This window comes from Aeromonas rivipollensis, from assembly GCF_010974825.1.
Classification (GTDB): Bacteria; Pseudomonadota; Gammaproteobacteria; order Enterobacterales; family Aeromonadaceae; genus Aeromonas; species Aeromonas rivipollensis.
This window is the reverse complement of sequence record NZ_JAAILA010000027.1, coordinates 1-19,717: the sequence shown is the minus strand read 5'-3', so window position 1 is coordinate 19,717 and position 19,717 is coordinate 1. Positions and strand designations below refer to the sequence as shown.

The window sequence follows — 19,717 nt, the reverse complement described above, 5'->3', positions numbered from 1 at the left end:
GTGGGCCACTTTTTATTTCTAACTAGTCTGATCAGTGACTTGGAAACCCCGCTTGGGGGATACCGGGTAGAAAAAATTGTCAGGATCACTAAAATGACGGTCTGTTTTGATGATTCGATGGCGACCATGTCCGCACAAGATCCGGTGTTTGACACCTCCTTTCATCTGCGTCTGCTGCACCCCCGTCTGTGGGGCAGCTGGCTGGCGCTTGCCCTGCTCTCCCTGCTGGCCTGGATCCCGGCCAGCTACAGAGACAAGCTGGCCGATGCCCTGGCCCCCCTGCTGCTGCGCTTCTCCAGGAAGCAGGCCTACATCGCCGAGACCAACCTCAAGATCTGTTTCCCCGAGCTTGACGCGGCCGGGCGCGAGCGGCTGCTGCTCAAGTCCATCCGGGTCGGCCTCAAGACCTTCATGGGTTTTGGCGAGCTCACCTGGCGCAGCCCCGCCTTCCTGAAAGGGCGCATCAAGGTGCGTGGCTGGGAGCATATAGAGGCCGAGCTGGCCGCCGGGCGCCCCATGATCTTCGTGGTGCCCCACACCTGGGCGGTGGACATGATAGGCCGCTACCTGACCGATGAGGGGGTGCCCCTGTGCACCATGATGAAGAGCCCCAAGGATCAGGTGTTCGACTGGTATATCAACCGCGAGCGCAGCAAGGGCGGGCGTGTCTATGAGCGCAGCGTCGGCATCAAGCCCGCCATCAAGGCCCTGCGCAGCGGCGACAGCTTCTTCTATCTGCCGGATCAGGATCACGGTCGGGAGGCGAGCATCTTCGTGCCCTTCTTCGGCCACCCCAAGGCGACCCTGCCGGCCCTGCCCAAGCTGGTCAAGCTGACCGGCGCCCGGGCCGTGCCCATCCTGGCCTGCTATGACGAGGATCAGGGCTGCTACCGGCTCGAGGTGGAGCCGCCGTTCGATCCTTATCCCACCCAGGATCTGGAGGCAGACGTCAACGCCATGAACCGCATGGTGGAGCAGCAGCTTGGCCGCTTCCCCGAGCAGTACATGTGGTTTCTCAAGATTTTCGAGACCCAGGCGGATAACGAAGGGGAGGATGGCCTCTATGAGGAGGGGATCCGGCGCATCCGCCAGGGGTTGCCCCCCGAGCCTTGAACCACAGGGCTCCCCTGCGGGTCGTGTTGACAGCCAGGGAAAGGCGGTTGGGGCAGGGCAAACCAGGCCACCCCCGGCAAGGGGCCGGTGGGGGACCAAAGCGGGGCCCTGTCTGGCCTACCGCCACGCAAACAAGGTGCAAACAAGGTGCAAATAAGGTAAAAGGGCGGTCATGAAAATTCCAAATCGAATCCAACCTCTGGTTGATGACGGCCTGGTCGACGATGTCATCAGCCGGCTGATGAGCGGCAAAGAAGCCGACGTCTATGTGGTGCGCTGCGGCGACGAGATCCGCTGCGCCAAAGTCTATAAAGAGGCCTCCAAGCGCAGCTTCAAGCAGGCCGTGGTCTATCAGGAAGGGCGCAAGGTGCGCAACAGCCGCAGTGCCCGCGCCATGGAGAAGGGCTCCAAGTACGGTCGCAAGCAGCACGAAGAGGTGTGGCAGAACACAGAGGTGGATGCCCTGTTCAAGCTGGCCGCCGCCGGCGTGCGGGTGCCCACCCCCTATGTCTGCCTGGATGGCGTCCTGCTGATGGAGCTCATCACAGATGCCGAGGGCAACGTGGCGCCCCGCCTCAACGACGTGGCGCTCTCGGCCGAGCAGGCGCTCATCGATCACGGCAAGGTGATCCGCTACGTGGTGCGCATGCTCTGCGCCGGCCTCATCCACGGGGATCTCTCCGAGTTCAACGTGCTGGTGGATGCAGAGGGCCCCGTCATCATAGATCTGCCCCAGGTGGTGGATGCCGCCGCCAACAACCAGGCCAGGGCCATGCTGGAGCGGGACGTCAACAACATGCGCAACTACTACGGCATCTATGCGCCCGAGCTGCTCAAGACCCGTTATGCCAGGGAGATGTGGGCGCTGTTCGAAGACGGCAAGCTCACCCCGGAATCCGAGCTGACCGGCCTGTTCGAGGAGAGCACCGAGGCCATCGACATCGATGCCGTGCTGCACGAGATCGAGAGCGCGGAAGAGGAGGCGATGGAGCGTCGGGCCCGCATGAAGGCCGAGCAGGAAGAGGAGTTCTGATGCGAACTTGAGGTGTTCCCTCTGCCTACATCCCCTGTGTTGGGGTGCCGGATTTTAGCAGGCTGGTTGTGGAAGGGTATTGCAATAATGATGAGGGGCAATGTGCCCCTCTTCGTTTAAACGGCGGACCCAGCCGGGAGCCTTAGCCCACTGAACAAGTCGGGTCAGCAAGCCAGCCGATTGGCGCGGCGCGCAACCACAAACACCAGCGTACACAAGGCGATCGGCACCAGAAAATCCAGAACACTCCCCAGTTCCCAGACTCTGGGATCGAATCCGCCCCACCAGGGCATGTTGGCCCTCCGCCCCTGGCCGAACAGCGCTATCCACCTGTATTCCGCCTGTGTCTGCTCTCGTGCGACAAACCATATGCACCCAATGAGGCCGCCATATCCCCAATGCCCCAAACGATATCCGATCAGAGCCTGTATCGAGACCGCTGCGCTGGCGTGATAGAAGGGAGATAAATCCATAAACAATCCTTGGTACTCACCGAGAGAGCCCGCCACCTGCTTTGTGTAAACGGCCTGTGCCAATGCGGGTAAGCGGGTCTGCGGGCAGCTTTTTGTAGATATATGCCATTACGACATGCCTGCCTCGCCGGGATCAGAGCCCGGCCAGGGGCGGGGCCTTGAGGCGGGGGCCGGGGTAACCCTTGACCTCGCCGAAGCGGGGATGGCCGCTCTCCCAATCCGAGGCTGCGGTGCGAATGGCCTCCGGGCTGAAGCTCACGAAGTTCCACCAGATCTGCAGCGGCTCGGCCAGGGGCTCGCCGCCGATGAGCAGCAGGCGAGTGCCCGGGCCGAGTGTCACCGCCAGCTCCCGGGTGCCCGGCGGCAGATAGAGGAGCTGCTCGGGGGCGAGCGCCTCCCCTGCTATGGTCGCCTCTCCCTGCAAGGGGAAGAGGCCGTGCTCGAAGGCCGGATCCAGCGGCAGCACTATGTGCCCGCCATGGGGCGAGTGCAAGTCCAGCCCGAGGATGGGGGAGAAGCTGAGGGTGGGGGCTTGGCGCCCGGCATGGTCGCCGATGAGCAGGGTCAGGTTGGTCTCGCTCTCCTGCCAGCTGGGCAGCAGGGGGTAGTGATCGAAGCGGGGTTGGGTCTCCTGATCACGCTCAGGCAGCGCTATCCAGAGCTGGGCGGCGTGCAGGTCGGGGTGGCCCGCCAGGGACTCCTCGGTGTGGGCTATGCCGCGCCCGGCGGTCATCAGATTGACCTGGCCCGGGCGGATCACCTGCTCGCTGCCGAGACTGTCACGGTGCAAAATCTCCCCCGCCAGCATCCAGGTGAAGGTCTGCAGGGCGATGTGGGGATGGGGCCCCACGTCCAGCCCGGGGGCGTCGGGGGCGAAGCGGGTCGGCCCTATGTGATCGAGAAAGCACCAGGGGCCTATGGTGCGCCGCTCCTTGACCGGGAGGGCGCGGGCCACCGGGATGCCGCCCACGTCGGTGAGGCGGGAGGAAATGCGTTGCCACTGTTGAGTCATGTCGTGCTCCTTGCTGGGCGGTGATCCTGCTGCATCAGGATAGTGTATCCCTCGCGCTCGCCGAGAGGGGGGGCTAGCGGCGGCGGCCCCCGCCCCCGAAGCTGCGCATGGGGGTGAAGCCTGGCCTTATCGCCGGTCTGACGGTGGGGGCGCGCACTGGGGGGGCCATGGCGCGGGGAAGGTGCGGTCTGGTATCCACCCTGGGCTGGGTCCCGGGGAGCAAGAGGCCGTTATTTGTCTTGGGCAGGGTGGAGGGTATCAAGAGGCCGCCGTCGACCTTGGGCCGTGCCCCTGGGGTCAGCAGGCCGTTCTCGGCCCTGGGGAGAGTGCCCCCCTTGTCATCCAGCGGTGAGCGCGGGCCCCTGTCCGGGTTGCTGACGCTGGGTTTGTTCTGCCGGTTGTCACGCAGGGCCTGTTGCTGCTCCGGCGTCATGGCATTCCAGCGGCCCGCCAGCTCCCCTCGCAGGGCGGCCACATCGGGCTGGCCATTGTTCTCCTGCCAATCCTGATACTTCTCCTTGATCTCCTGCTGGCGCTCAGGATCGAGCCCGCTCCACCACTTCTTGATCAGCTCGTCAAAATCCCCCTGGTTGTCGCAGCACCAGGGGTAGTAGTCATCCCAATAGCCGTAATAGTCGTCATACCACCAGTAAGAGGCGCCATAGTGACCGCCGTAATAGTCACCAGCGCCAAGCCCCACGCTGGCGCCTGACGAGGAGGTGTTGCTGCAGCCGGCAAGGGCCAGGGCCAGCAGGGGAATGAGGAGGGCGATGCGCATGATGCTCCCGGTGCCACGAAAGGACGCAATGGACGGATGATAACCTGACTATGCACCAATCCGGCCGCGGATGGCAGACCCAGCCCCCATCAGGCGCCGGGTAGCGAGGATCTCCCCGGCATCGAGGGCAGGAGAGGGAGTGGTGGGCCCTAGATTACACCCTGCTGCATAGCCCCGCAGGCTAGTAGCCAGCCATTTGGGTCAAATCGTGCCACCTGATAGTGCGACTATCCCGCCTCGGCACAGTCGACCATATAACGGCGCCAGGTGGCATTCGAAACGGGTCGGTTCTGGTTGATGCTGCATCTTGATGGTGGTGTCGGCCATTTAATCTGCTGCCACTATCGGCAATACCATGACGCAGGCCTCTCGGCCCAGATGGGTCAGCAGACGGCGCACATCGTCGAGGCGGATGAGCAGGGTGGCGGTATTGACCAGCGGGTGGCACTGCACCTGCTCGGCCTGCCAGATACGCTCGTCCACCACCAGCTCCACGGCATGCTCGCTATCGCGCACCATGGCGAGCAGGGTGACCGAACCCGGGGTGAGGCCGAGCACTGCCTCGAGCCGTTCGGGGGAGCCAAAGCTCAGCCGCTTGACCCCGAGCCGTGCCGCCAGCGCCTTGAGATCGACCCGGCTCTCCTCCGGACTTACCACCAGAAACAGCCGCTCGCTTTTCGGATCGCGCAAAAAGAGGTTCTTGGTCTTGGCAGCGGGCAGGTCGGGCAGCAGCCTGCTCGCCTCCTCGCAGGTGAAAACGGGGGGATGATCGATACGCTGGTAGGGGATGGCGAGCCGATCCAGCAGGGAATAGATTGCCACAGTGACTCCTTTCGTCGGCGAAGCGCCGTAATAAAAGGGTTGATGAGGATGACGACGGGATCGAGCTTACCAGTTTGACTCAGGCCCCGCAGCCTAGGGTGACGATTGCGAGCAGGCACTGTATGAACGTACAATAGTCCCATCCCAAGACCGACCCCTATTGCCCATGACCGCGACCCAGCCCCCCGTTCCCGCCGACCCGCCGCTCGACGGCTTTATCCTGACCCGCCACGGTCGGGACGTGCGCGGCCGCGACGGGCACGCCGCCACCACCGAAATCGTGATGTGGCTCTGGAGCGCCCAGGGGCCGGTGCGGGTGGTGGTGCCGGGGCAGGAGCCGGTGTTCTTCCTGCCACAGAGCCATATGGCCGAGGCCGCCGAGCTGTTCAAGGGCGCCGGGGTGAGGGGGCGGTTTCGCCGCCTGCCCATGCACACCTTCGACGGCCGCCCTGTGGTGGGCTGCTATTTTGCCACCCTGAGCGCCTTTCACCGCGCCATCGAGCTGCTGCTCATTCGCGGGCTGGAGCATTTCGAGGCGGATATCCGGCTGCCGGAGCGCTTCCTGATGGAGCGCTTCATCACCGCTGGCGTGCGCTTCGATGGCCGGGCGGTGAAGAAGGGGGGCAGGCAGGGCTACTGGGAGGTGAACGAGGCACGCTGCGCCCCCCAGGCGGTGACGCCGACCCTCTCCTGGGTGTCGCTGGACGTGGAGTGCGCCATGGACGGGGCCCTCTTCTCGGTCGGTCTTTACAGCGAGCAGGATGCGCGGGTCATCATGATAGGTACCCCGGAGGCGGATGCCGACAGCTGGGGCACCCAGGTCGAGTGGGTGGCGGATGAAAGTGCCCTGCTCGGCGCGCTGGAGAGCTGGTTCCAGCGGCACGATCCCGATCTGGTGATCGGCTGGAACGTGGTGAACTTCGACTTTCGTCTGCTGCTGCGCCGCGCCGAGCTGGGCAAGCGGCGACTGCGGCTCGGGCGGGGGCGCGAGCTCTGCTTCTGGCGCTCGTCTCGCAATGACCCCCAGACCGGCAACGTCATCATCCCGGGGCGCATGGTGCTCGACGGCATCGACACCCTCAAAAGCGCCACCTGGCAGTTTGCCAGCTACAGTCTGGACGCGGTGGCAAGCGAACTGCTCGGTCGTGGCAAGGACATCGAGGATGTGGCGAACCGGGGGGAGAAGATCACCGAGTTGTTCCACTCCGACAAGGAGGCGCTGGCTCGCTACAACCTGGAAGACTGCAAGCTGGTGTGGGAGATCTTCGACTACTGCCACCTCATCCCCTTCGCCATAGAGCGGGCTTCCCTCACCGGGCTGGAGCTCGACAGGGTGGGGGGCTCGGTAGCCGCCTTTACCAACCTCTATCTGCCGCGGCTCCATCGCGGCGGCTACGTGGCCCCCAATCTGCCCGCAGACGGTGGGCTGGCGAGCCCCGGCGGCTATGTGATGGACTCCAAACCCGGTCTCTATCGCCATGTGCTGGTGCTCGATTTCAAGAGCCTCTACCCCAGCATCATCCGCACCTTCTGCATCGATCCCATGGGATTGGTGGAGGGGCTGCAACACCCGGAACAGGCCATTCCCGGCTTTCGCGGCGCCCTGTTCTCCCGCGAGCGGCACTTCCTGCCGGATCTCATCGCCACCCTCTGGGCGGCGCGGGACAGGGCCAAGGCGGCCAGCAACAAGGCGCTCTCCCAGGCCATCAAGATCATCATGAACTCCTTCTACGGCGTGCTGGGCTCGGGGGGCTGCCGCTTCTACGATCCGCGACTTGCCTCATCGATCACCCTGCGCGGTCACAGCATCATGCAGCAGACCCGGGAGTGGATAGAGGCTAAGGGGTTCGAGGTGATCTATGGCGACACCGACTCCACCTTCGTTCACCTGAACAGGGAGACCAGTCCGCAGCAGGCCGAGCAGACAGGCCGCGAGCTGGCCGCCATGATCAACGACAACTGGACGGCACTGATCAGGCGCGAGTTCGATCTGCCCTGTTATCTCGAGATCGAATACGAGACCCACTACCGCCGCTTCCTGATGCCCACCATCCGCGGGCTGGAGAAGGGGAGCAAGAAGCGCTATGCCGGGCTGGTTGGCGGCGAGGGGCAGGCCGGATCTGAGCAGCTGGTGTTCAAGGGGCTCGAATCTGTGCGCACCGACTGGACCATGCTGGCCAAGCAGTTTCAGACCCGGCTCTACGAGCTGGTGTTTCACGACGAAGATCCCAGCGGCTATGTGCGCACCATGGTGGACGAGACCCGTGCCGGCCTGCACGACGATCTGCTCATCTATCGCAAGCGGCTGCGCCAAAAACTCGAGGAGTATCAGAAGAATGTGCCCCCCCATGTGCGGGCGGCGCGGCTGGCGGACGAGGAGAACCTGCGCCGCGGCCAGCCCCAGCGTTATCAGCACAGGGGCACCATCGCCTATCTGATGACCCTCAATGGCCCCGAGCCGCTGGAGTACAGGCGCAGCGCCATCGACTACGAGCACTACATCGACAAGCAGTTGAGGCCCATTGCCGACGCCATACTGCCCTTTATCGGCGAGTCGTTCGACCGGATCTGCGGCCAGCAGCTGGATCTCTTCTAGCGAGCTAGTCCCCACAGCCGGGGGCTGACCCGGATCAGGAGGGTCGGAAGGGCAGGGAGAAGGCGCAATGCAAAAAGCCCGCTCGATGAGCGGGCTTTTCTAATTTGGTGCGTCCTAGTGGATTCGAACCACCGACCCCCACCATGTCAAGGTGATGCTCTAACCAGCTGAGCTAAGGACGCAGGGTGCGCAATGCGGCTTTTTCATTTGCCAGAAGTGGTGGGTTTAATTGGATTCGAACCAACGACCCCTACCATGTCAAGGTAGTGCTCTAACCAACTGAGCTATAAACCCACATCTGTGTTCAATTGTATTAAAACCAACGACATCGCCTACGCCATGTCAAAGTACTGTTCTAACCAACTGAGCTATAAACCCACATCTGGAATATCTGTATTTCTTTCAAACTGAATGGTGCGTCCTAGTGGATTCGAACCACCGACCCCCACCATGTCAAGGTGATGCTCTAACCAGCTGAGCTAAGGACGCATAATCAGTGTTCTGTAATGGTGCGTCCTAGTGGATTCGAACCACCGACCCCCACCATGTCAAGGTGGTGCTCTAACCAGCTGAGCTAAGGACGCATCACAGAAAAAGTGGTGGGTTTAATTGGATTCGAACCAACGACCCCTACCATGTCAAGGTAGTGCTCTAACCAACTGAGCTATAAACCCACTCGATGAAATGAATTCGAACCAAAGACACAATCTTCACCATGCCAAGTTCATGCTCTGACCAACCGAGCGTTAAACCCACTTCAACTACGCCAGCACTGCTGACGTGGTCGGCATACTACCCATGCCCCCCAAGGCTGTCAACAAGGGACATGCACAAAGGAGACTGTTTGCCCAGTTCTTGCGCAGCCTGTTGATTTTGCAGGCGAGCCGCTCGATTGAGCGGCGCTGTGGCGCCCTTTATTGGGCCCGGGAAAGGGTAGTGCAGGCCTCGGGACTCGCGAAGCGACCATAGATGAATCTCAGCCTTGCACCCAGCATCAGGGCCGCGCCGGTGAGGCCGACGATGAAGCCTACCCAGAAGCCCTGGGGCCCCATGCGCGGCACCACCCAGTCGGTCAGCCCCAGGATCATGCCGGTGGGCAGCCCCAGTCCCCAGTAGGCGACTATGGTGACGTAGAAGATGGCCTTGGTGTCCTTGTAGCCACGCAGGGCCGCGGCCGCCACCACCTGCACCGAGTCCGAGACCTGATAGATGGCGGCGAAGAACAACAAGGTAGCCGCGAGGGTGATCACCTGGATGTCATCGGTGTAGATCCCCGCGATATGTTCGCGCAGCAACACCGTCAGGGCGGCGGTACCGGCGGCCACCGCCATGCCCAGCATCAGGCCGGTACGGGCGGCGACGCGGGCGTGCTCCGGCTGGCCTTCCCCTATGCTGTGGCCGACTCTGATGGTCACGCCGACGCCGATGGAGAGCGGCAGCATAAACACCAGGCTGGAGAAGTTCAGGGCTATCTGGTGGCTCGCCACCGTCTCGGCGCCGAAGGGGGCCAGCATCAGGGCCACCACGGTGAACAGGGTCACCTCGCAGAAGATGGCCATGGCGATGGGGAAGCCTAAGCGAAACAGGCGCCAGATCCGGCTGCCGTTGGGGCGCGCGAGCTGGGCGAACAGATTGATCTTCTTGAAGTGGGGGGAGAGCTTCACGTAGGCAATCATCGCCAGCAGCATGGCCCAGAGCACTATGGCGGTGGCCACGCCGCAGCCGACCCCGCCGAGCTTGGGCATGCCGAAGTGGCCGTGAATGAAGATGTAGTTGGCGGGGATGTTGACCGCCAGTCCCACGAAGCCAATCACCATGGTGGGCATGGTGTGGGAGAGCCCCTCGCTGAAGTTGCGCAGCACCTGGAACAGCACGAAGGCGGGCAGACCCCAGAGGATGGCGTGCAGGTAACCGGCGGTCTTGTCCGCCATCACCGGATCCACGTCCATGAACTGCAGCGCCAGCGGGCTGAAGTAGAGCGCCACCATGGCGATGGGGGTCACCATCAGCGCCAGCCAGAAGCCCTGGTGCACGGCCGGGCGGATCTCGTCCCGCTTGCGGGCCCCGTTGAGCTGGGAAACGATGGGGGTGAGCGCCATGATGATGCCCTGCACCAGCAAGATGATGGGTAGCCAGAAGCTGGAGGCGACCGACACGGCAGCGAGATCCACGGCGCTGACCTGTCCCGCCATCACGGTATCGACGAAGTTCATGGCGATCTGGGCCACCTGGGCCACCAGTATGGGGCTGGCTAGACGAACGAGCTGCTTCGCCTCGGTCCAATAACGTTGCACTGACACCTCCGAGTGGATCAGATAAAAGAGAAAAGAACGGGTAAATGAGAGGGGCTTTTATCTCCTGCCGGGAGGAGACAAAACGCGGGGGTGTCATTCTAGCCTGAAAATCCGCCAACGGGGAAGGTTGGCGGCGCATTTCTACCCGGGATCAGGCGTCCTCGTGATCGCTGATCAGCAGGTTGGCGGCGGCGTAGGCGGCCTGCTCGCGCAGATCTGCGGGCACCCTATCGTCGCTCGCCACGGCGTTGAGCGCCCGTATGCTGGCGGCGATGGCCTGGGGCACATAGCCCTGCTCACCTGAGCCTATCTGGTTGTAGGCGATGCGAATGGCTTCACAGCATTGATATACCTGCATTTTTGTTTCCTCGTTAAGCCTGGATTGAATGGGGTCACTATAACGATCGGGGCCTGCCTTGTCAGCCGGCATGCTTGTCTTGCACTGTGGCCGGGGGTAACCTGCCGACAATTTTGTTACAGCGTGGAGACGAGACATGTTCACCGGCATAGTACAGGGGACCGCCGAACTGGTGGCCATCGAAGAGCTGCCCAACTTTCGCACCCATGTGATCCGCATGCCGAGCCCGGCCTGGGGCGAGGGGCTGGCACTCGGCGCCTCCGTGGCCCACAACGGCTGCTGCCTGACGGTCACCCGCATCGAGGGGGAACTGGTCAGCTTCGATCTGATGCAGGAGACCCTGCGCCTGACCAACCTCGGCTCGCTGGCTGTCGGGGACAAGGTCAATGTGGAGCGGGCCGCCCGCTTTGGGGACGAGATTGGCGGCCATGCCATGTCCGGCCACATCATGGGCACGGCCGAGGTCAGTGCCGTCATCGACACCCCCAACAATCGCCAGCTGTGGTACCGCCTTGCCCCCGCGCTCATGAAATACGTGCTGACCAAGGGCTACATCGGCATCGACGGCATCAGCCTGACCGTGGGCGAGGTGCGCGGCCATGAGTTCTGCGTCAACCTGATCCCCGAGACCCTGGCCCGCACCAACCTGGGTTGGGTCAAGGCGGGCTGGCAGACCAACATAGAGATCGATCCCCAGACCCAAGCCATAGTCGACACCGTGGAGCGGGTGCTGGCGGCGCGCCAGCCAGCCTGATCCGCCCAAGTCCGCCATCTCAAGCAGGGTCCGCAGCAGGGGGCCCTGTTCTGTCTCGTGAATATGAGGTGAGGCTTCGGGCAGAACGCCATCCCTTGTGTGGCAGCCAACCCTGGCTTACGGAGCCTGAGCTTCAGAGGCTGGCCTAAGGATGAAACCGTGCCTACACTTCTTGTGTCTGGCACATCCATGAGCCGACAACCATCACATAAGAGACAAGGCCCCTTGGCGAACTTCAGGATGATTTGAGGTTCTCCGAGGGGCTTTTCTTTATGAGGGAATGTGCCGCGAAGGGGAGGGACTCAGGCATCTGGGGAGAAGCAAGCAGGGGATGGGCGGCATGGCGTCGCCCCAGTCCCCCTCGCTTGCCTGGTCAGCGAAAGGCAATCAGAACATCTGCTCGTCGTCCGCATCCACAAACAGCTGCAAACAGTCGCGGGCTTCGTCCCGGTGCAACCGCAGGTGGATCGGATTGCAACAGGCCATGCAGTCCTCGTAGAACTCCTGATCCCCCTGGCTGGCATCCAGCTCGACCCGGGTGTGGTGGCCGCAGTGGGGGCAGACGATGCGCTTGCTGGTGTACTCGATCATGGTGACCTCCTGGGGCCGACTGGCCGCCTCTTTCCCCTGATTCTAGTCGGCAAGAGGCGGCGCAACCGCGAGCGGGCGCACGTTTATGACAGGGATCAGGGGATGCGCCTAGCCCCTAAGGTCTGATCCGGCGCACCCCTGGTTCCGTGCGGATTCACCCCACCCAGCGGGCCAGCATGTCTGCATCCAGTTCGGCCAGCGAACGCAGCTGGTGATCGGCGATGGCCAGACGGGGGTCGCCCACCAGCGCCGGGTCCGGCACTATCAGCGCCTGCATGGACGCCGCCTTGGCCGCCAGCAGGCCGGTGAAGCTGTCCTCGATGGCCAGACAGTGCACAGGTTCGACGCCCAGCTTCTCGGCGGCGTGGATATAGACGTCCGGGTGGGGCTTGCCAAAGCGCTCCACCTCGGCGGAGTGGACCGCCATGAAGCGATCCTGGATGCCGAGCTTGCCGAGCACAGCCTCCACCATGGTGAAGGGGGAAGAGGTGGCCAGGCCAATCTTGAGACCACGGGCCTCGATGAGGGAGAGGGCCTCCAACACGCCCTCCTTGGCCTGACCTTCCTGCAGGATGAGTGCTATCACCTGATCCAGGATGCGTTGCACCACCTCTTCCTGGGTCGGGCCGCTCCAGGGACGCAGGCGATACCAGTGGGCCACCAGCTGATCGATGCGCACCCCTATGGTGGAGTTGCAGTCTTCCTCGGTGTGGAAGTGGCCCAGCTCGGAGAAGACGGCCATCTGGGCCCGTTGCCAAAAGGGTTCCGAGTCGATCAGAACACCATCCATATCGAAGATCACGGCAGTTAACATCTTGTACTCCTGACATAGGTGAAGGGGGGATTATAAGCCCGACGCCTCAATGGAAAAGGGGCAGAAGCCCGCCCCTTGCGCCGGATCACGCAGATAAACGTTTGTTTTTACGTGACAAAGAATGCGCTCTAGAAGAGCACCTCGACCCGGGCGGCGACCGCCTTGGCCTTTTCCACCGCCTCTTCGCACCCTTGCCCACGGGCCAGCGCCACACCGAGACGACGGCGACCGGCGATCTCGGGCTTGCCAAAGAGACGCAGCTGGGCGCCCGGCACCAGGGCCAGCGCCTCGGCAACCCCCTGATAGCGGATATTCTGGCTGTGGCCATCGCGCAGCACCACGGCGGAGGCACTCGGCCCGAACTGGGTGATGGTGCCGACCGGCAGCCCCAGGATGGCGCGCACGTGCAGGGCGAACTCGGAGAGATCCTGAGAGATCAGGGTCACCATGCCGGTGTCGTGAGGGCGGGGAGAGACCTCGCTGAACCACACCTCGTCACCCTTGATGAAGAGCTCCACCCCGAACAGGCCATGGCCACCCAGGGCCTCGACCACCTTGGCGGCGACCTCCTTGGCGCGGGCCAGCGCCAGCTCGCTCATCGCCTGGGGCTGCCAGGATTCGCGGTAGTCACCGTCTTCCTGACGATGGCCTATGGGATCGCAGAAGTGGATGCCGTCCACGGCGCGCACAGTGAGCAAGGTTATCTCGTACTCGAAGGGGACGAAGCCTTCGACTATCACCTTGCCACGGCCGGCGCGGCCCCCCTCCTGGGCATAGGTCCAGCTCTCGTCCAGCTTGGCGAGATCCCGCAGCAGGCTCTGGCCCTTGCCGGACGAGCTCATCACGGGTTTCACCACACAGGGCAGGCCTATGGCCTCGACAGCGGCAATGAACTCCTCCTTGCTCTGGGCGAAGCGGTAGGAGGAGGTGGGGAGGCCGAGCTCTTCGGCGGCGAGCCGGCGGATCCCCTCCCGGTTCATGGTGAGCTGGGTGGCGCGGGCGTTGGGCACGACCCTGACTCCTTCCTGCTCAAGCTCTGCCAGGGTATCGGTGGCGATGGCTTCAATCTCGGGGATGATGAGGTCGGGCTTGACCTCGGCCACCAAGGCGCGCAGGGCGGCGCCATCGAGCATGTCCAGCACCTGGGCGGCGTGGGCGACCTGCATGGCGGGGGCGTGGGCGTAGCGGTCGGCGGCGATCACTTCTATGCCAAGGCGTTGCAGCTCGATGGCGACTTCCTTGCCGAGTTCGCCTGAGCCGAGCAGCAGGGCACGGGTGGCGCCGGGGCGGGTGGCAGTTCCAAACATCTGATCTCTCCTGATGTCCATGGTCAGGGTTGCTGACCCGAGTGAGTAAAAAAAGAGGCACGCATGGCGTACCTCAGGAAACGGATTTGTGGGCGCGCTGCTCCAGATGGGTCAGCAGTGTGATGGCGCCTATGATGATGGCAGCGCCGAGCCACAATCGGCCGGGGGGCGCCCAGCCAAATACCAGCCAACCCGCCAGTACGTTCATGGGCAGCTTGGCAAAGTCAAAGGGTTGCACGAAGGAGGCCTCGGCCACGCTGTAGGCGCGGGCGATGGACATCTGGGCCAACGCCGACAGCACCCCTGAGACCGCCACCAGCAGCCACTGGGTTTCGCTCGGCCACTGCCATTCGGGCAGGGCCAGCATGGCGTTGAAGGGGGTGCTGAAGATGAGCAGGTAGACCACTATGGTGTGGGACGATTCGCTCGCCGCCTGATAGCGCACCAGCAGGGAGTAGCCGGCCCAGAACAGGGCGGCCGCCACTGGCAGCAGGGAGGCCCAGCTGAAGTCATCGGTCCAGGGAGCCAGGATCAGCATGGCCCCGACAAAGCCCGCCAGGGTAGCCAGGATGCGCGCCCGGCTCACCTGCTCCTTGAGCAGCAAGGCCGACCCTAAGGTGGCAAACAGGGGGGAGGTCATCAAGAGCGCTATGCCCTGCCAGATGGGCACGGGCACCGCCAGCGCCCAGAGCCAGAACTGGATGCCGATGACCGCCAGGGCGACCCGCAGCAGGTGCAGCCGCAGCTGGTTGGTCATCAGGGATTGGCGCAGGCCGTGGCGAACGAGCCAGGGCAGCAGGCAGATCAGGGCGACCAGATACTGGTGAAAGGCGACCTGGGTCGAGGGGAGGCCGAGCTTGAAGCTGACATACTGGCTCAGGCTGTTGACGGCGGCAAAGCAGAGGCCTGCCACCATCATCCAGACGGCGCCGGCAAAGGGGGAGTGCCTGCGGGAGGGTGCCATGGGATCCGGGTCACTGAAAAAAGTGCGGCGGATCATAACGGCAATCGTTTGTTCTGCCAAGGCCGGGGTGCTTGCTGAGTACCTCGCTGGCGACTAAGTGCACAAGCATCAAAATATTTGAATAACTTGAGCATCTATTTTCGCTATCCGCCTTGAACCTCAATCTTTATAGTGACCTCCATCGACAGCACAGCTGTTCAACCGACAACCAAATGGAGTTTCACCATGGCCAATATCCTCGTTCTCAAGTCCAGTATCCTGGGCCAGTATTCCCAATCCAACGCCCTGATCGACGGCTACCTGGCCGAACGCCAGGGTGACAGCGTCACCGTGCGTGATCTGGCAACCCTGAACCTGCCGGTGCTCGACGGCGAGCTGGCCATGGGGCTGCGCGGCGGTGAAAACCTGAACGAGCGTCAGCTGGCCGTGCTGGCTCAGTCCGACGAGCTGGTGGCCGAGCTCAAGGCGAGCGATCTGGTGATCATTGCGGCCCCCATGTATAACTTCAACATCCCGACCCAGCTGAAGAACTGGATCGATCTGGTGGCCCGTGCCGGCGTGACCTTCCGCTACACCGAGACCGGTCCGGTCGGCCTGGTGGAGAACACCCGCGCCCTGGTGGTCAGCCCCCGCGGCGGCCTGCACCTGGGTAACCCTACCGATCTGGTGACCCCTTACATGCGCACCGTGCTGGGCTTCATCGGCATCAACGAGGTGGACTTCATCTACGCCGAGGGCATGGGCATGGGTCCCGAGGCACAGGCCAAGGGCATAGAGCAGGCCAAGGAGCAGCTGGAAACCCTGGCATACTGATGCCGTGACGCTTGCCTGCTCACCCAGGTCCAGAAACAACAACGCAGCCATCAGGCTGCGTTGTTGTTTTCAGATGGCAGAGACGCCAATCTTCAATCCCAGATGAAGCGACGGCAGCCGCTGCCGACCAGCAGGCAGACCGCCACCAGGGATCCCAGCAGCAGGCTGCTGAGCCACTGCTCTGTACTCTGGGGCAGATGAGGGGAGAAGAGGCCGATCGTGAAGAGGGCGCTGATGATGATCAGGCTGGTCTGTCGGGTCAGGATCATGGTGTCGTCCTTGGCTGATGGTGAGCAAATTAAGGCTAACCGCCGTCTGTGACAGCCTGATGTATCCATACCTCAGGCCCAGGGTCCAGCGGGGTTGCCTCTCACCTTAGCAGTTTTTGCCGCCACGGCCAGCGCCACGAGACAGCTTGTGATCCGGATCCCTATCTGAACTGCTTTTGATCAGGCTGGTAGTGGAAATCGCCGCTGGCCAGCCGCGCAGTCAGGGCCTCCTTGTCGAGATCCTGCGCCCGGCAGAGATCGTCCAGATCGGCGTAATGATCACGAAGCTGCATGTTGACCAGGCTCAGCAGCATGTTGATGTCCATGGTGGCAAAGCGGGTCAGTGTCATGATTGTTGCTCGCTGTCCAGCAGGTGGAGTTGTTCTATGGCGTCGCTCACGCTTTGCAGATGCTGCCGTATGCTCTGGCGCGCCTCGGCGGGCAGATAGTCGGTGAGGGTGTGCTGCCAGCTGCCCGCTTCGGTCTTGAGCTGCTGGAACAGGGTGAGCCCCGCCGGGGTGAAGGAGACCAGACTGATGCGCTTGTCCTGGGCGCTGCTTTCGGTGAACAGAATGCCCTTCTCCACCAGACGGTGGATCTCGCGGGAGATCCGCACCTTGTCCATTCCGCTCGCCTCCACCAGCTCTTTCTGGCTGATGGGGTAGTGGGGGCCAAGCACCATCATCAGGCGCCATTGGGGCACCGTCAGCTGGTACCGCTGCTGGTAAAATTGTTCAAAGGTATCGCGCACCATTTCAGCGGCATGGACCAGCTGATAGGGGGGATAGTGCGCGAGCAGCTCTATGATCTTCGACATATGACATCCTGCTGTGGCGGCTGCATCGGGTGCAGTTTCTCTTGATACTTTGACCTTGATGATACGTAACACAAGGGCATTTGTCTGAACGGGCACCAGAAAAATGTGCGTTTGCGCACGTGTTGCGTCACGGATCCGGCAACCAGGGTCTCAACTGGCCTTGCTGTTTACACTTTTACGCAGCCAGATCAAGGCATTATGAGCAAGCCAGGCCTCGCGGCTCTGGAGCGCATAGAGCGCAGCCTCGTCGCGGCTTCCCCCCTGCCAGTGGCGGGGTTCCTGCTTGGGCAGCCTGCGCTGGCCCAGCAGGGTGGCGGGCACATGGGGGTTGGCGCCAAGGGCGGCGGCCAGATGGGGCTGCGCCGCCTGCTCGCCTTCGGTGGCAAACACCATCAGCGCCTTGTTGTAGCGCAGCCAGCAGGAGGCTTCATTGAAGCGCACCAGCAGGTCCTGCAGGGCGGCCCAATCCCCTTGCCAGGCATAGAGGCTGGAGAGAGGGTGACGACAGCCCGGTTCGTCGGCCTGACAAAGGTCGAGCAGGGCCAGGTATGCCTGGCGGGCCTGCTCCTGCTGCCCCAGTCGCAGCAGGCAATCGGCCCGACCCGCCTGGGCCGCGATCAGTGGGCGGGCCTCGGGGGCGCTCCAGCCGCGGCCTGCGTGTTGTTGCCAGAAGGCCTCGTCGAACAGGGGGCTGGCATCGGCGATGATGCGGTCAAACCAGGAGAGGCGGGCGAGGGGATCGCGGCACTGCGCCGCCTGCTCGAACCACTGCTGCCACTGGCGGGTCTGTTCGTTGTCGGGAAGCGGTTCTTCTTCATGCCGTGCCCCATCCTGATCCAGGGTCAGCAGAAGGTTGAGGGCCGTCTTCATCTGCTGGCGCTGCCGCTTGCAAAAATCCAGGAAGGGCAGCTCGCTGGCCGCGGCCTGATGCAGCATCTGGGCCATGGGCCTGTCACGGAACAGGCAGAGCTCGGCCACCAGGCTGAAGCGGTGCCGGGTGGCGGTATCGTTCAGATCCGTCGGCGTGGGCCAGCGGGCTACACCCTGACTGAAGCCGTAACTCCACTGGCCGAGGGGGTGGCTCTGCTCGAATACCTGCTCTGGGGTCTCGTTAGAGAGCCGGCACTGGCTCGGCAAGACCAGCTGGGCGTCGTCGGCCTGGGCCTCCAGCTCGGCGATCAGGTGATGCAGCGCCTCGGCACTCTTCTCGTCAAGCTCGGCGTCACGGGGCAGCAACCCGGCCAGGGGATCTTGCCAGTCAGGGGCGGTCGGCCCCGTCAGGCGGGCGCAGAGAAAGCCGTGCAGGGCCGGGTAACTCATGTCCTGCTGGCTGTGGCTCTGGATCCATTGATTGAGATGACGGGTACGAGTGGCTGGGTTCATCGACGCTTCCTCTGGATTTGACGGCCGCGAAGTCTACCTAAAAGTGGGGTTATTTGCAGCCAAGGGGCGACCGAGTGCTGCTAATATCGCCAGTACGGGGCCGCCCCGAGGTGAAAATCCTGTGGGGGGACGGGCAAGGGACTAGGTCCTGTCACGGCTCTGGGGTAACATGCGCGCCTGCATGAAAAACCTGAGCCCTTGTCCTCCCTCAGCCGACGACAGGGGCGATGCGCATTATTACGGGCCATGAACTGCAGGCCCATCCAGATATTGAAAGAAGAGATCACCATGTTACAGATTGGCAAGATGAACACCCTCACCGTAGTCGAGCTCGAAGATCGTGGCGCCTGGCTGGCCGCGGGGGAATATGGCGAGCTGCTGTTGCCCAAGCGTCAGCTGCCGGAAGGCGTCGCCGAAGATGGCGAGGTGTCCGTCTTTCTCTATCTGGACGCAGATTGCGAGCCGGTGATCACCACCGACAAGCCCTTTGCCATGGTGGGTGACATCGTTGGCCTCAAGGTGGTCAACGCCAACAAGATCGGCGCCTTCCTCGACTGGGGCATGAAAAAGGATCTGTTCGTGCCAAGCCGCGAGCAGAACAAGCCGATGCAGGTGGGCCATGTCTACCTGGTGCACCTGATGCTGGACAACGAGGGACGCATGGTGGGCACCAGCCGCCTCGAGCGCTTCCTGCGCGTCGATCCCCCCTTCAAGGCCGGTGACGAGGTGACTGCGCTGCCGGGGGAACACACTCCCCTCGGCATCAAGGCAGTGGTCAACGGCCAGTACTCCGGCATGCTGTTCAAGAACGAGGTGTTCGGCCGCTTGATGACGGGCCGACCGCTGACCGCCTGGGTCAAGCAGGTCCGTGAGGATGGCAAGCTGGACCTGACCCTGCAAAAACCGGGGCAGGATCGGATGGATGATGCCGGCGGCCGTATTCTCACCCGCTTGCAGAAGCAGGGCGGCAGTCTGGCGGTGGGGGACAAGAGCGAACCCGAGCTCATCTACAAGATGTTCAACATGAGCAAGGGCACCTTCAAGAAGGCCATAGGCGGGCTCTACAAGCAGGGCAAGATCGTCATCGAAGACAACTGCATCACGCTGGTTGCAGCAGAGACCAGCTCGGCCCAGGACGGCGAATAAGGTGCCGAGTCCCTGCATCGGCGACTGCCGGGCCAAGGATGGGCTCTGCCTCGGTTGCGGCCGTACCCTGACCGAGATAGGCCAGTGGTCCGCCATGGACAGCGAGGCCCAGCTGGCCCGTATGGCCGAGCTGGATGGCAGGCGCAGCACTCATCAGTGCCCGGGATGCGGCGAGCCGGCGTTTTGCGCCGTCTCCGCCGGTGAACCCATAGAGCGCTGCTGGTGCAGCCAGCTGCCCCCCTTGCCCATGAGCGAGGCGAGCGCCTGCTGGTGCCGTCGCTGTCTGGCCAAGGCCATAGCGGCGCGTCCTTGAAGGGGTAAACCGCAGAGACGAAAAAGGCGCCAGGGGCGCCTTTTCTTATGGCTATGTCCCAATTACG

At 62.9% G+C, this 19,717-nt stretch carries 21 protein-coding genes and 5 tRNA genes; 7 read left to right on the top strand and 19 right to left on the bottom strand.

What is annotated here, in order from left to right:
* The first annotated feature begins 117 nt into the window (after window positions 1-117).
* Complete coding sequence (locus G4923_RS16365; RefSeq protein ID WP_163137720.1) at window positions 118-1,113, top strand: LpxL/LpxP family acyltransferase; 996 nt, start codon at window positions 118-120, stop codon at window positions 1,111-1,113.
* Window positions 1,114-1,285: 172 nt separating this feature from the next.
* Window positions 1,286-2,146 (top strand): PA4780 family RIO1-like protein kinase, encoded by an 861-nt coding sequence (locus G4923_RS16360; protein ID WP_106886881.1) that lies wholly within the window; start codon window positions 1,286-1,288, stop codon window positions 2,144-2,146.
* A gap of 164 nt (window positions 2,147-2,310) precedes the next feature.
* On the opposite strand, the gene G4923_RS16355 is transcribed toward G4923_RS16360, so the two are convergent.
* The 4 genes from G4923_RS16355 to G4923_RS16340 all read right to left on the bottom strand — a co-directional run bounded on the left by G4923_RS16355 (window position 2,311) and on the right by G4923_RS16340 (window position 5,231).
* Window positions 2,311-2,619: a hypothetical protein gene (locus G4923_RS16355; RefSeq protein ID WP_163137699.1), complete on the bottom strand. Its 309-nt coding sequence runs from the start codon at window positions 2,617-2,619 to the stop codon at window positions 2,311-2,313.
* A gap of 133 nt (window positions 2,620-2,752) precedes the next feature.
* Complete coding sequence (locus G4923_RS16350) at window positions 2,753-3,631, bottom strand: pirin family protein (RefSeq protein WP_163137698.1); 879 nt, start codon at window positions 3,629-3,631, stop codon at window positions 2,753-2,755.
* 73 nt (window positions 3,632-3,704) lie between these two features.
* A complete protein-coding gene (locus tag G4923_RS16345) occupies window positions 3,705-4,409 on the bottom strand; it encodes a DUF3106 domain-containing protein (RefSeq protein ID WP_163137697.1) in 705 nt (234 codons plus the stop codon).
* Window positions 4,410-4,736: 327 nt separating this feature from the next.
* Window positions 4,737-5,231, bottom strand: a complete 495-nt coding sequence (locus G4923_RS16340) for a YbaK/EbsC family protein (protein WP_163137696.1) — start codon at window positions 5,229-5,231, stop codon at window positions 4,737-4,739.
* 166 nt (window positions 5,232-5,397) lie between these two features.
* Between G4923_RS16340 and G4923_RS16335 the strand changes: the two genes are divergently transcribed.
* A complete protein-coding gene (locus G4923_RS16335; protein ID WP_163137695.1) occupies window positions 5,398-7,827 on the top strand; it encodes a DNA polymerase II in 2,430 nt (809 codons plus the stop codon).
* A 105-nt stretch (window positions 7,828-7,932) separates the two neighbouring features.
* On the opposite strand, the gene G4923_RS16330 is transcribed toward G4923_RS16335, so the two are convergent.
* The 7 genes from G4923_RS16330 to G4923_RS16300 form a co-directional block, all read right to left on the bottom strand.
* Window positions 7,933-8,009 (bottom strand) — tRNA-Val (locus G4923_RS16330).
* Between the two features lie 35 nt (window positions 8,010-8,044).
* A tRNA-Val gene (locus G4923_RS16325) sits at window positions 8,045-8,121 on the bottom strand.
* A gap of 118 nt (window positions 8,122-8,239) precedes the next feature.
* Window positions 8,240-8,316, bottom strand: a tRNA-Val gene (locus G4923_RS16320).
* Window positions 8,317-8,334: 18 nt separating this feature from the next.
* Window positions 8,335-8,411, bottom strand: a tRNA-Val gene (locus G4923_RS16315).
* 13 nt (window positions 8,412-8,424) lie between these two features.
* Window positions 8,425-8,501 (bottom strand) — tRNA-Val (locus G4923_RS16310).
* A 240-nt stretch (window positions 8,502-8,741) separates the two neighbouring features.
* A complete protein-coding gene (locus G4923_RS16305; RefSeq protein WP_106886877.1) occupies window positions 8,742-10,121 on the bottom strand; it encodes an MATE family efflux transporter in 1,380 nt (459 codons plus the stop codon).
* A 151-nt stretch (window positions 10,122-10,272) separates the two neighbouring features.
* Entirely contained in the window at window positions 10,273-10,479 is a 207-nt protein-coding gene (locus tag G4923_RS16300) for a YaeP family protein (RefSeq protein ID WP_005324956.1), read from the bottom strand.
* 136 nt (window positions 10,480-10,615) lie between these two features.
* Here G4923_RS16300 and G4923_RS16295 point away from each other — a divergent pair, with 136 nt between their 5' ends.
* Entirely contained in the window at window positions 10,616-11,233 is a 618-nt protein-coding gene (locus G4923_RS16295) for a riboflavin synthase subunit alpha (RefSeq protein ID WP_163137694.1), read from the top strand.
* A gap of 387 nt (window positions 11,234-11,620) precedes the next feature.
* Here G4923_RS16295 and G4923_RS16290 read toward each other — a convergent pair whose 3' ends face one another.
* The 4 genes from G4923_RS16290 to G4923_RS16275 form a co-directional block, all read right to left on the bottom strand.
* Window positions 11,621-11,824, bottom strand: coding sequence for a CPXCG motif-containing cysteine-rich protein (locus G4923_RS16290; RefSeq protein WP_005301298.1), 204 nt, complete (start codon window positions 11,822-11,824; stop codon window positions 11,621-11,623).
* A gap of 154 nt (window positions 11,825-11,978) precedes the next feature.
* On the bottom strand, window positions 11,979-12,638 hold the full coding sequence (hxpB, locus tag G4923_RS16285) for a hexitol phosphatase HxpB (RefSeq protein ID WP_111912684.1): 660 nt from the start codon (window positions 12,636-12,638) through the stop codon (window positions 11,979-11,981).
* Window positions 12,639-12,766: 128 nt separating this feature from the next.
* Entirely contained in the window at window positions 12,767-13,945 is a 1,179-nt protein-coding gene (gene purT, locus G4923_RS16280) for a formate-dependent phosphoribosylglycinamide formyltransferase (protein ID WP_163137693.1), read from the bottom strand.
* Window positions 13,946-14,018: 73 nt separating this feature from the next.
* On the bottom strand, window positions 14,019-14,909 hold the full coding sequence (locus G4923_RS16275; RefSeq protein WP_139745468.1) for a DMT family transporter: 891 nt from the start codon (window positions 14,907-14,909) through the stop codon (window positions 14,019-14,021).
* A 225-nt stretch (window positions 14,910-15,134) separates the two neighbouring features.
* On the opposite strand from G4923_RS16275, the gene G4923_RS16270 reads away from it, so the two are divergent.
* Window positions 15,135-15,722 carry an FMN-dependent NADH-azoreductase gene (locus G4923_RS16270; protein WP_025326879.1) on the top strand — a complete coding sequence of 196 codons (588 nt, stop codon included), beginning with the start codon at window positions 15,135-15,137 and terminating at the stop codon, window positions 15,720-15,722.
* 92 nt (window positions 15,723-15,814) lie between these two features.
* On the opposite strand, the gene G4923_RS16265 is transcribed toward G4923_RS16270, so the two are convergent.
* The 4 genes from G4923_RS16265 to G4923_RS16250 all read right to left on the bottom strand — a co-directional run bounded on the left by G4923_RS16265 (window position 15,815) and on the right by G4923_RS16250 (window position 18,191).
* Window positions 15,815-15,991 carry a hypothetical protein gene (locus G4923_RS16265; RefSeq protein WP_163137691.1) on the bottom strand — a complete coding sequence of 59 codons (177 nt, stop codon included), beginning with the start codon at window positions 15,989-15,991 and terminating at the stop codon, window positions 15,815-15,817.
* A 161-nt stretch (window positions 15,992-16,152) separates the two neighbouring features.
* A complete protein-coding gene (locus G4923_RS16260) occupies window positions 16,153-16,341 on the bottom strand; it encodes a DUF4250 domain-containing protein (RefSeq protein ID WP_163137690.1) in 189 nt (62 codons plus the stop codon).
* Entirely contained in the window at window positions 16,338-16,808 is a 471-nt protein-coding gene (locus G4923_RS16255; RefSeq protein WP_163137689.1) for a MarR family winged helix-turn-helix transcriptional regulator, read from the bottom strand. Before G4923_RS16255 ends, G4923_RS16260 begins: the two co-directional genes overlap by 4 nt.
* Before the next feature lie 150 nt (window positions 16,809-16,958).
* Window positions 16,959-18,191 (bottom strand): UPF0149 family protein, encoded by a 1,233-nt coding sequence (locus tag G4923_RS16250; RefSeq protein WP_163137688.1) that lies wholly within the window; start codon window positions 18,189-18,191, stop codon window positions 16,959-16,961.
* 270 nt (window positions 18,192-18,461) lie between these two features.
* Here G4923_RS16250 and G4923_RS16245 point away from each other — a divergent pair, with 270 nt between their 5' ends.
* Together G4923_RS16245 and G4923_RS16240 are read left to right on the top strand one after the other, a co-directional pair.
* Window positions 18,462-19,337 carry a CvfB family protein gene (locus G4923_RS16245; RefSeq protein WP_106886869.1) on the top strand — a complete coding sequence of 292 codons (876 nt, stop codon included), beginning with the start codon at window positions 18,462-18,464 and terminating at the stop codon, window positions 19,335-19,337.
* Window position 19,338: 1 nt separating this feature from the next.
* Entirely contained in the window at window positions 19,339-19,650 is a 312-nt protein-coding gene (locus G4923_RS16240) for a DUF1289 domain-containing protein (RefSeq protein WP_106886868.1), read from the top strand.
* Window positions 19,651-19,717 lie beyond the last annotated feature (67 nt).

Excerpts from the sequence above, each read along its gene's own strand:
- G4923_RS16350 (WP_163137698.1), bottom strand. The coding sequence starts at position 3,631 with ATGACTCAACAGTGGCAACGCATTTCCTCCCGCCTCACCGACGTGGGC.
- G4923_RS16260 (WP_163137690.1), bottom strand. The coding sequence starts at position 16,341 with ATGACACTGACCCGCTTTGCCACCATGGACATCAACATGCTGCTGAGC.
- G4923_RS16365 (WP_163137720.1), top strand. The coding sequence starts at position 118 with ATGGCGACCATGTCCGCACAAGATCCGGTGTTTGACACCTCCTTTCAT.
- G4923_RS16290 (WP_005301298.1), bottom strand. The coding sequence starts at position 11,824 with ATGATCGAGTACACCAGCAAGCGCATCGTCTGCCCCCACTGCGGCCAC.
- G4923_RS16270 (WP_025326879.1), top strand. The coding sequence starts at position 15,135 with ATGGCCAATATCCTCGTTCTCAAGTCCAGTATCCTGGGCCAGTATTCC.
- G4923_RS16300 (WP_005324956.1), bottom strand. The coding sequence starts at position 10,479 with ATGCAGGTATATCAATGCTGTGAAGCCATTCGCATCGCCTACAACCAG.
- purT (WP_163137693.1), bottom strand. The coding sequence starts at position 13,945 with ATGTTTGGAACTGCCACCCGCCCCGGCGCCACCCGTGCCCTGCTGCTC.
- G4923_RS16295 (WP_163137694.1), top strand. The coding sequence starts at position 10,616 with ATGTTCACCGGCATAGTACAGGGGACCGCCGAACTGGTGGCCATCGAA.
- G4923_RS16265 (WP_163137691.1), bottom strand. The coding sequence starts at position 15,991 with ATGATCCTGACCCGACAGACCAGCCTGATCATCATCAGCGCCCTCTTC.
- G4923_RS16345 (WP_163137697.1), bottom strand. The coding sequence starts at position 4,409 with ATGCGCATCGCCCTCCTCATTCCCCTGCTGGCCCTGGCCCTTGCCGGC.
- G4923_RS16250 (WP_163137688.1), bottom strand. The coding sequence starts at position 18,191 with ATGAACCCAGCCACTCGTACCCGTCATCTCAATCAATGGATCCAGAGC.
- G4923_RS16335 (WP_163137695.1), top strand. The coding sequence starts at position 5,398 with ATGACCGCGACCCAGCCCCCCGTTCCCGCCGACCCGCCGCTCGACGGC.
- G4923_RS16255 (WP_163137689.1), bottom strand. The coding sequence starts at position 16,808 with ATGTCGAAGATCATAGAGCTGCTCGCGCACTATCCCCCCTATCAGCTG.
- G4923_RS16355 (WP_163137699.1), bottom strand. The coding sequence starts at position 2,619 with ATGGATTTATCTCCCTTCTATCACGCCAGCGCAGCGGTCTCGATACAG.
- G4923_RS16360 (WP_106886881.1), top strand. The coding sequence starts at position 1,286 with ATGAAAATTCCAAATCGAATCCAACCTCTGGTTGATGACGGCCTGGTC.
- hxpB (WP_111912684.1), bottom strand. The coding sequence starts at position 12,638 with ATGTTAACTGCCGTGATCTTCGATATGGATGGTGTTCTGATCGACTCG.
- G4923_RS16275 (WP_139745468.1), bottom strand. The coding sequence starts at position 14,909 with ATGGCACCCTCCCGCAGGCACTCCCCCTTTGCCGGCGCCGTCTGGATG.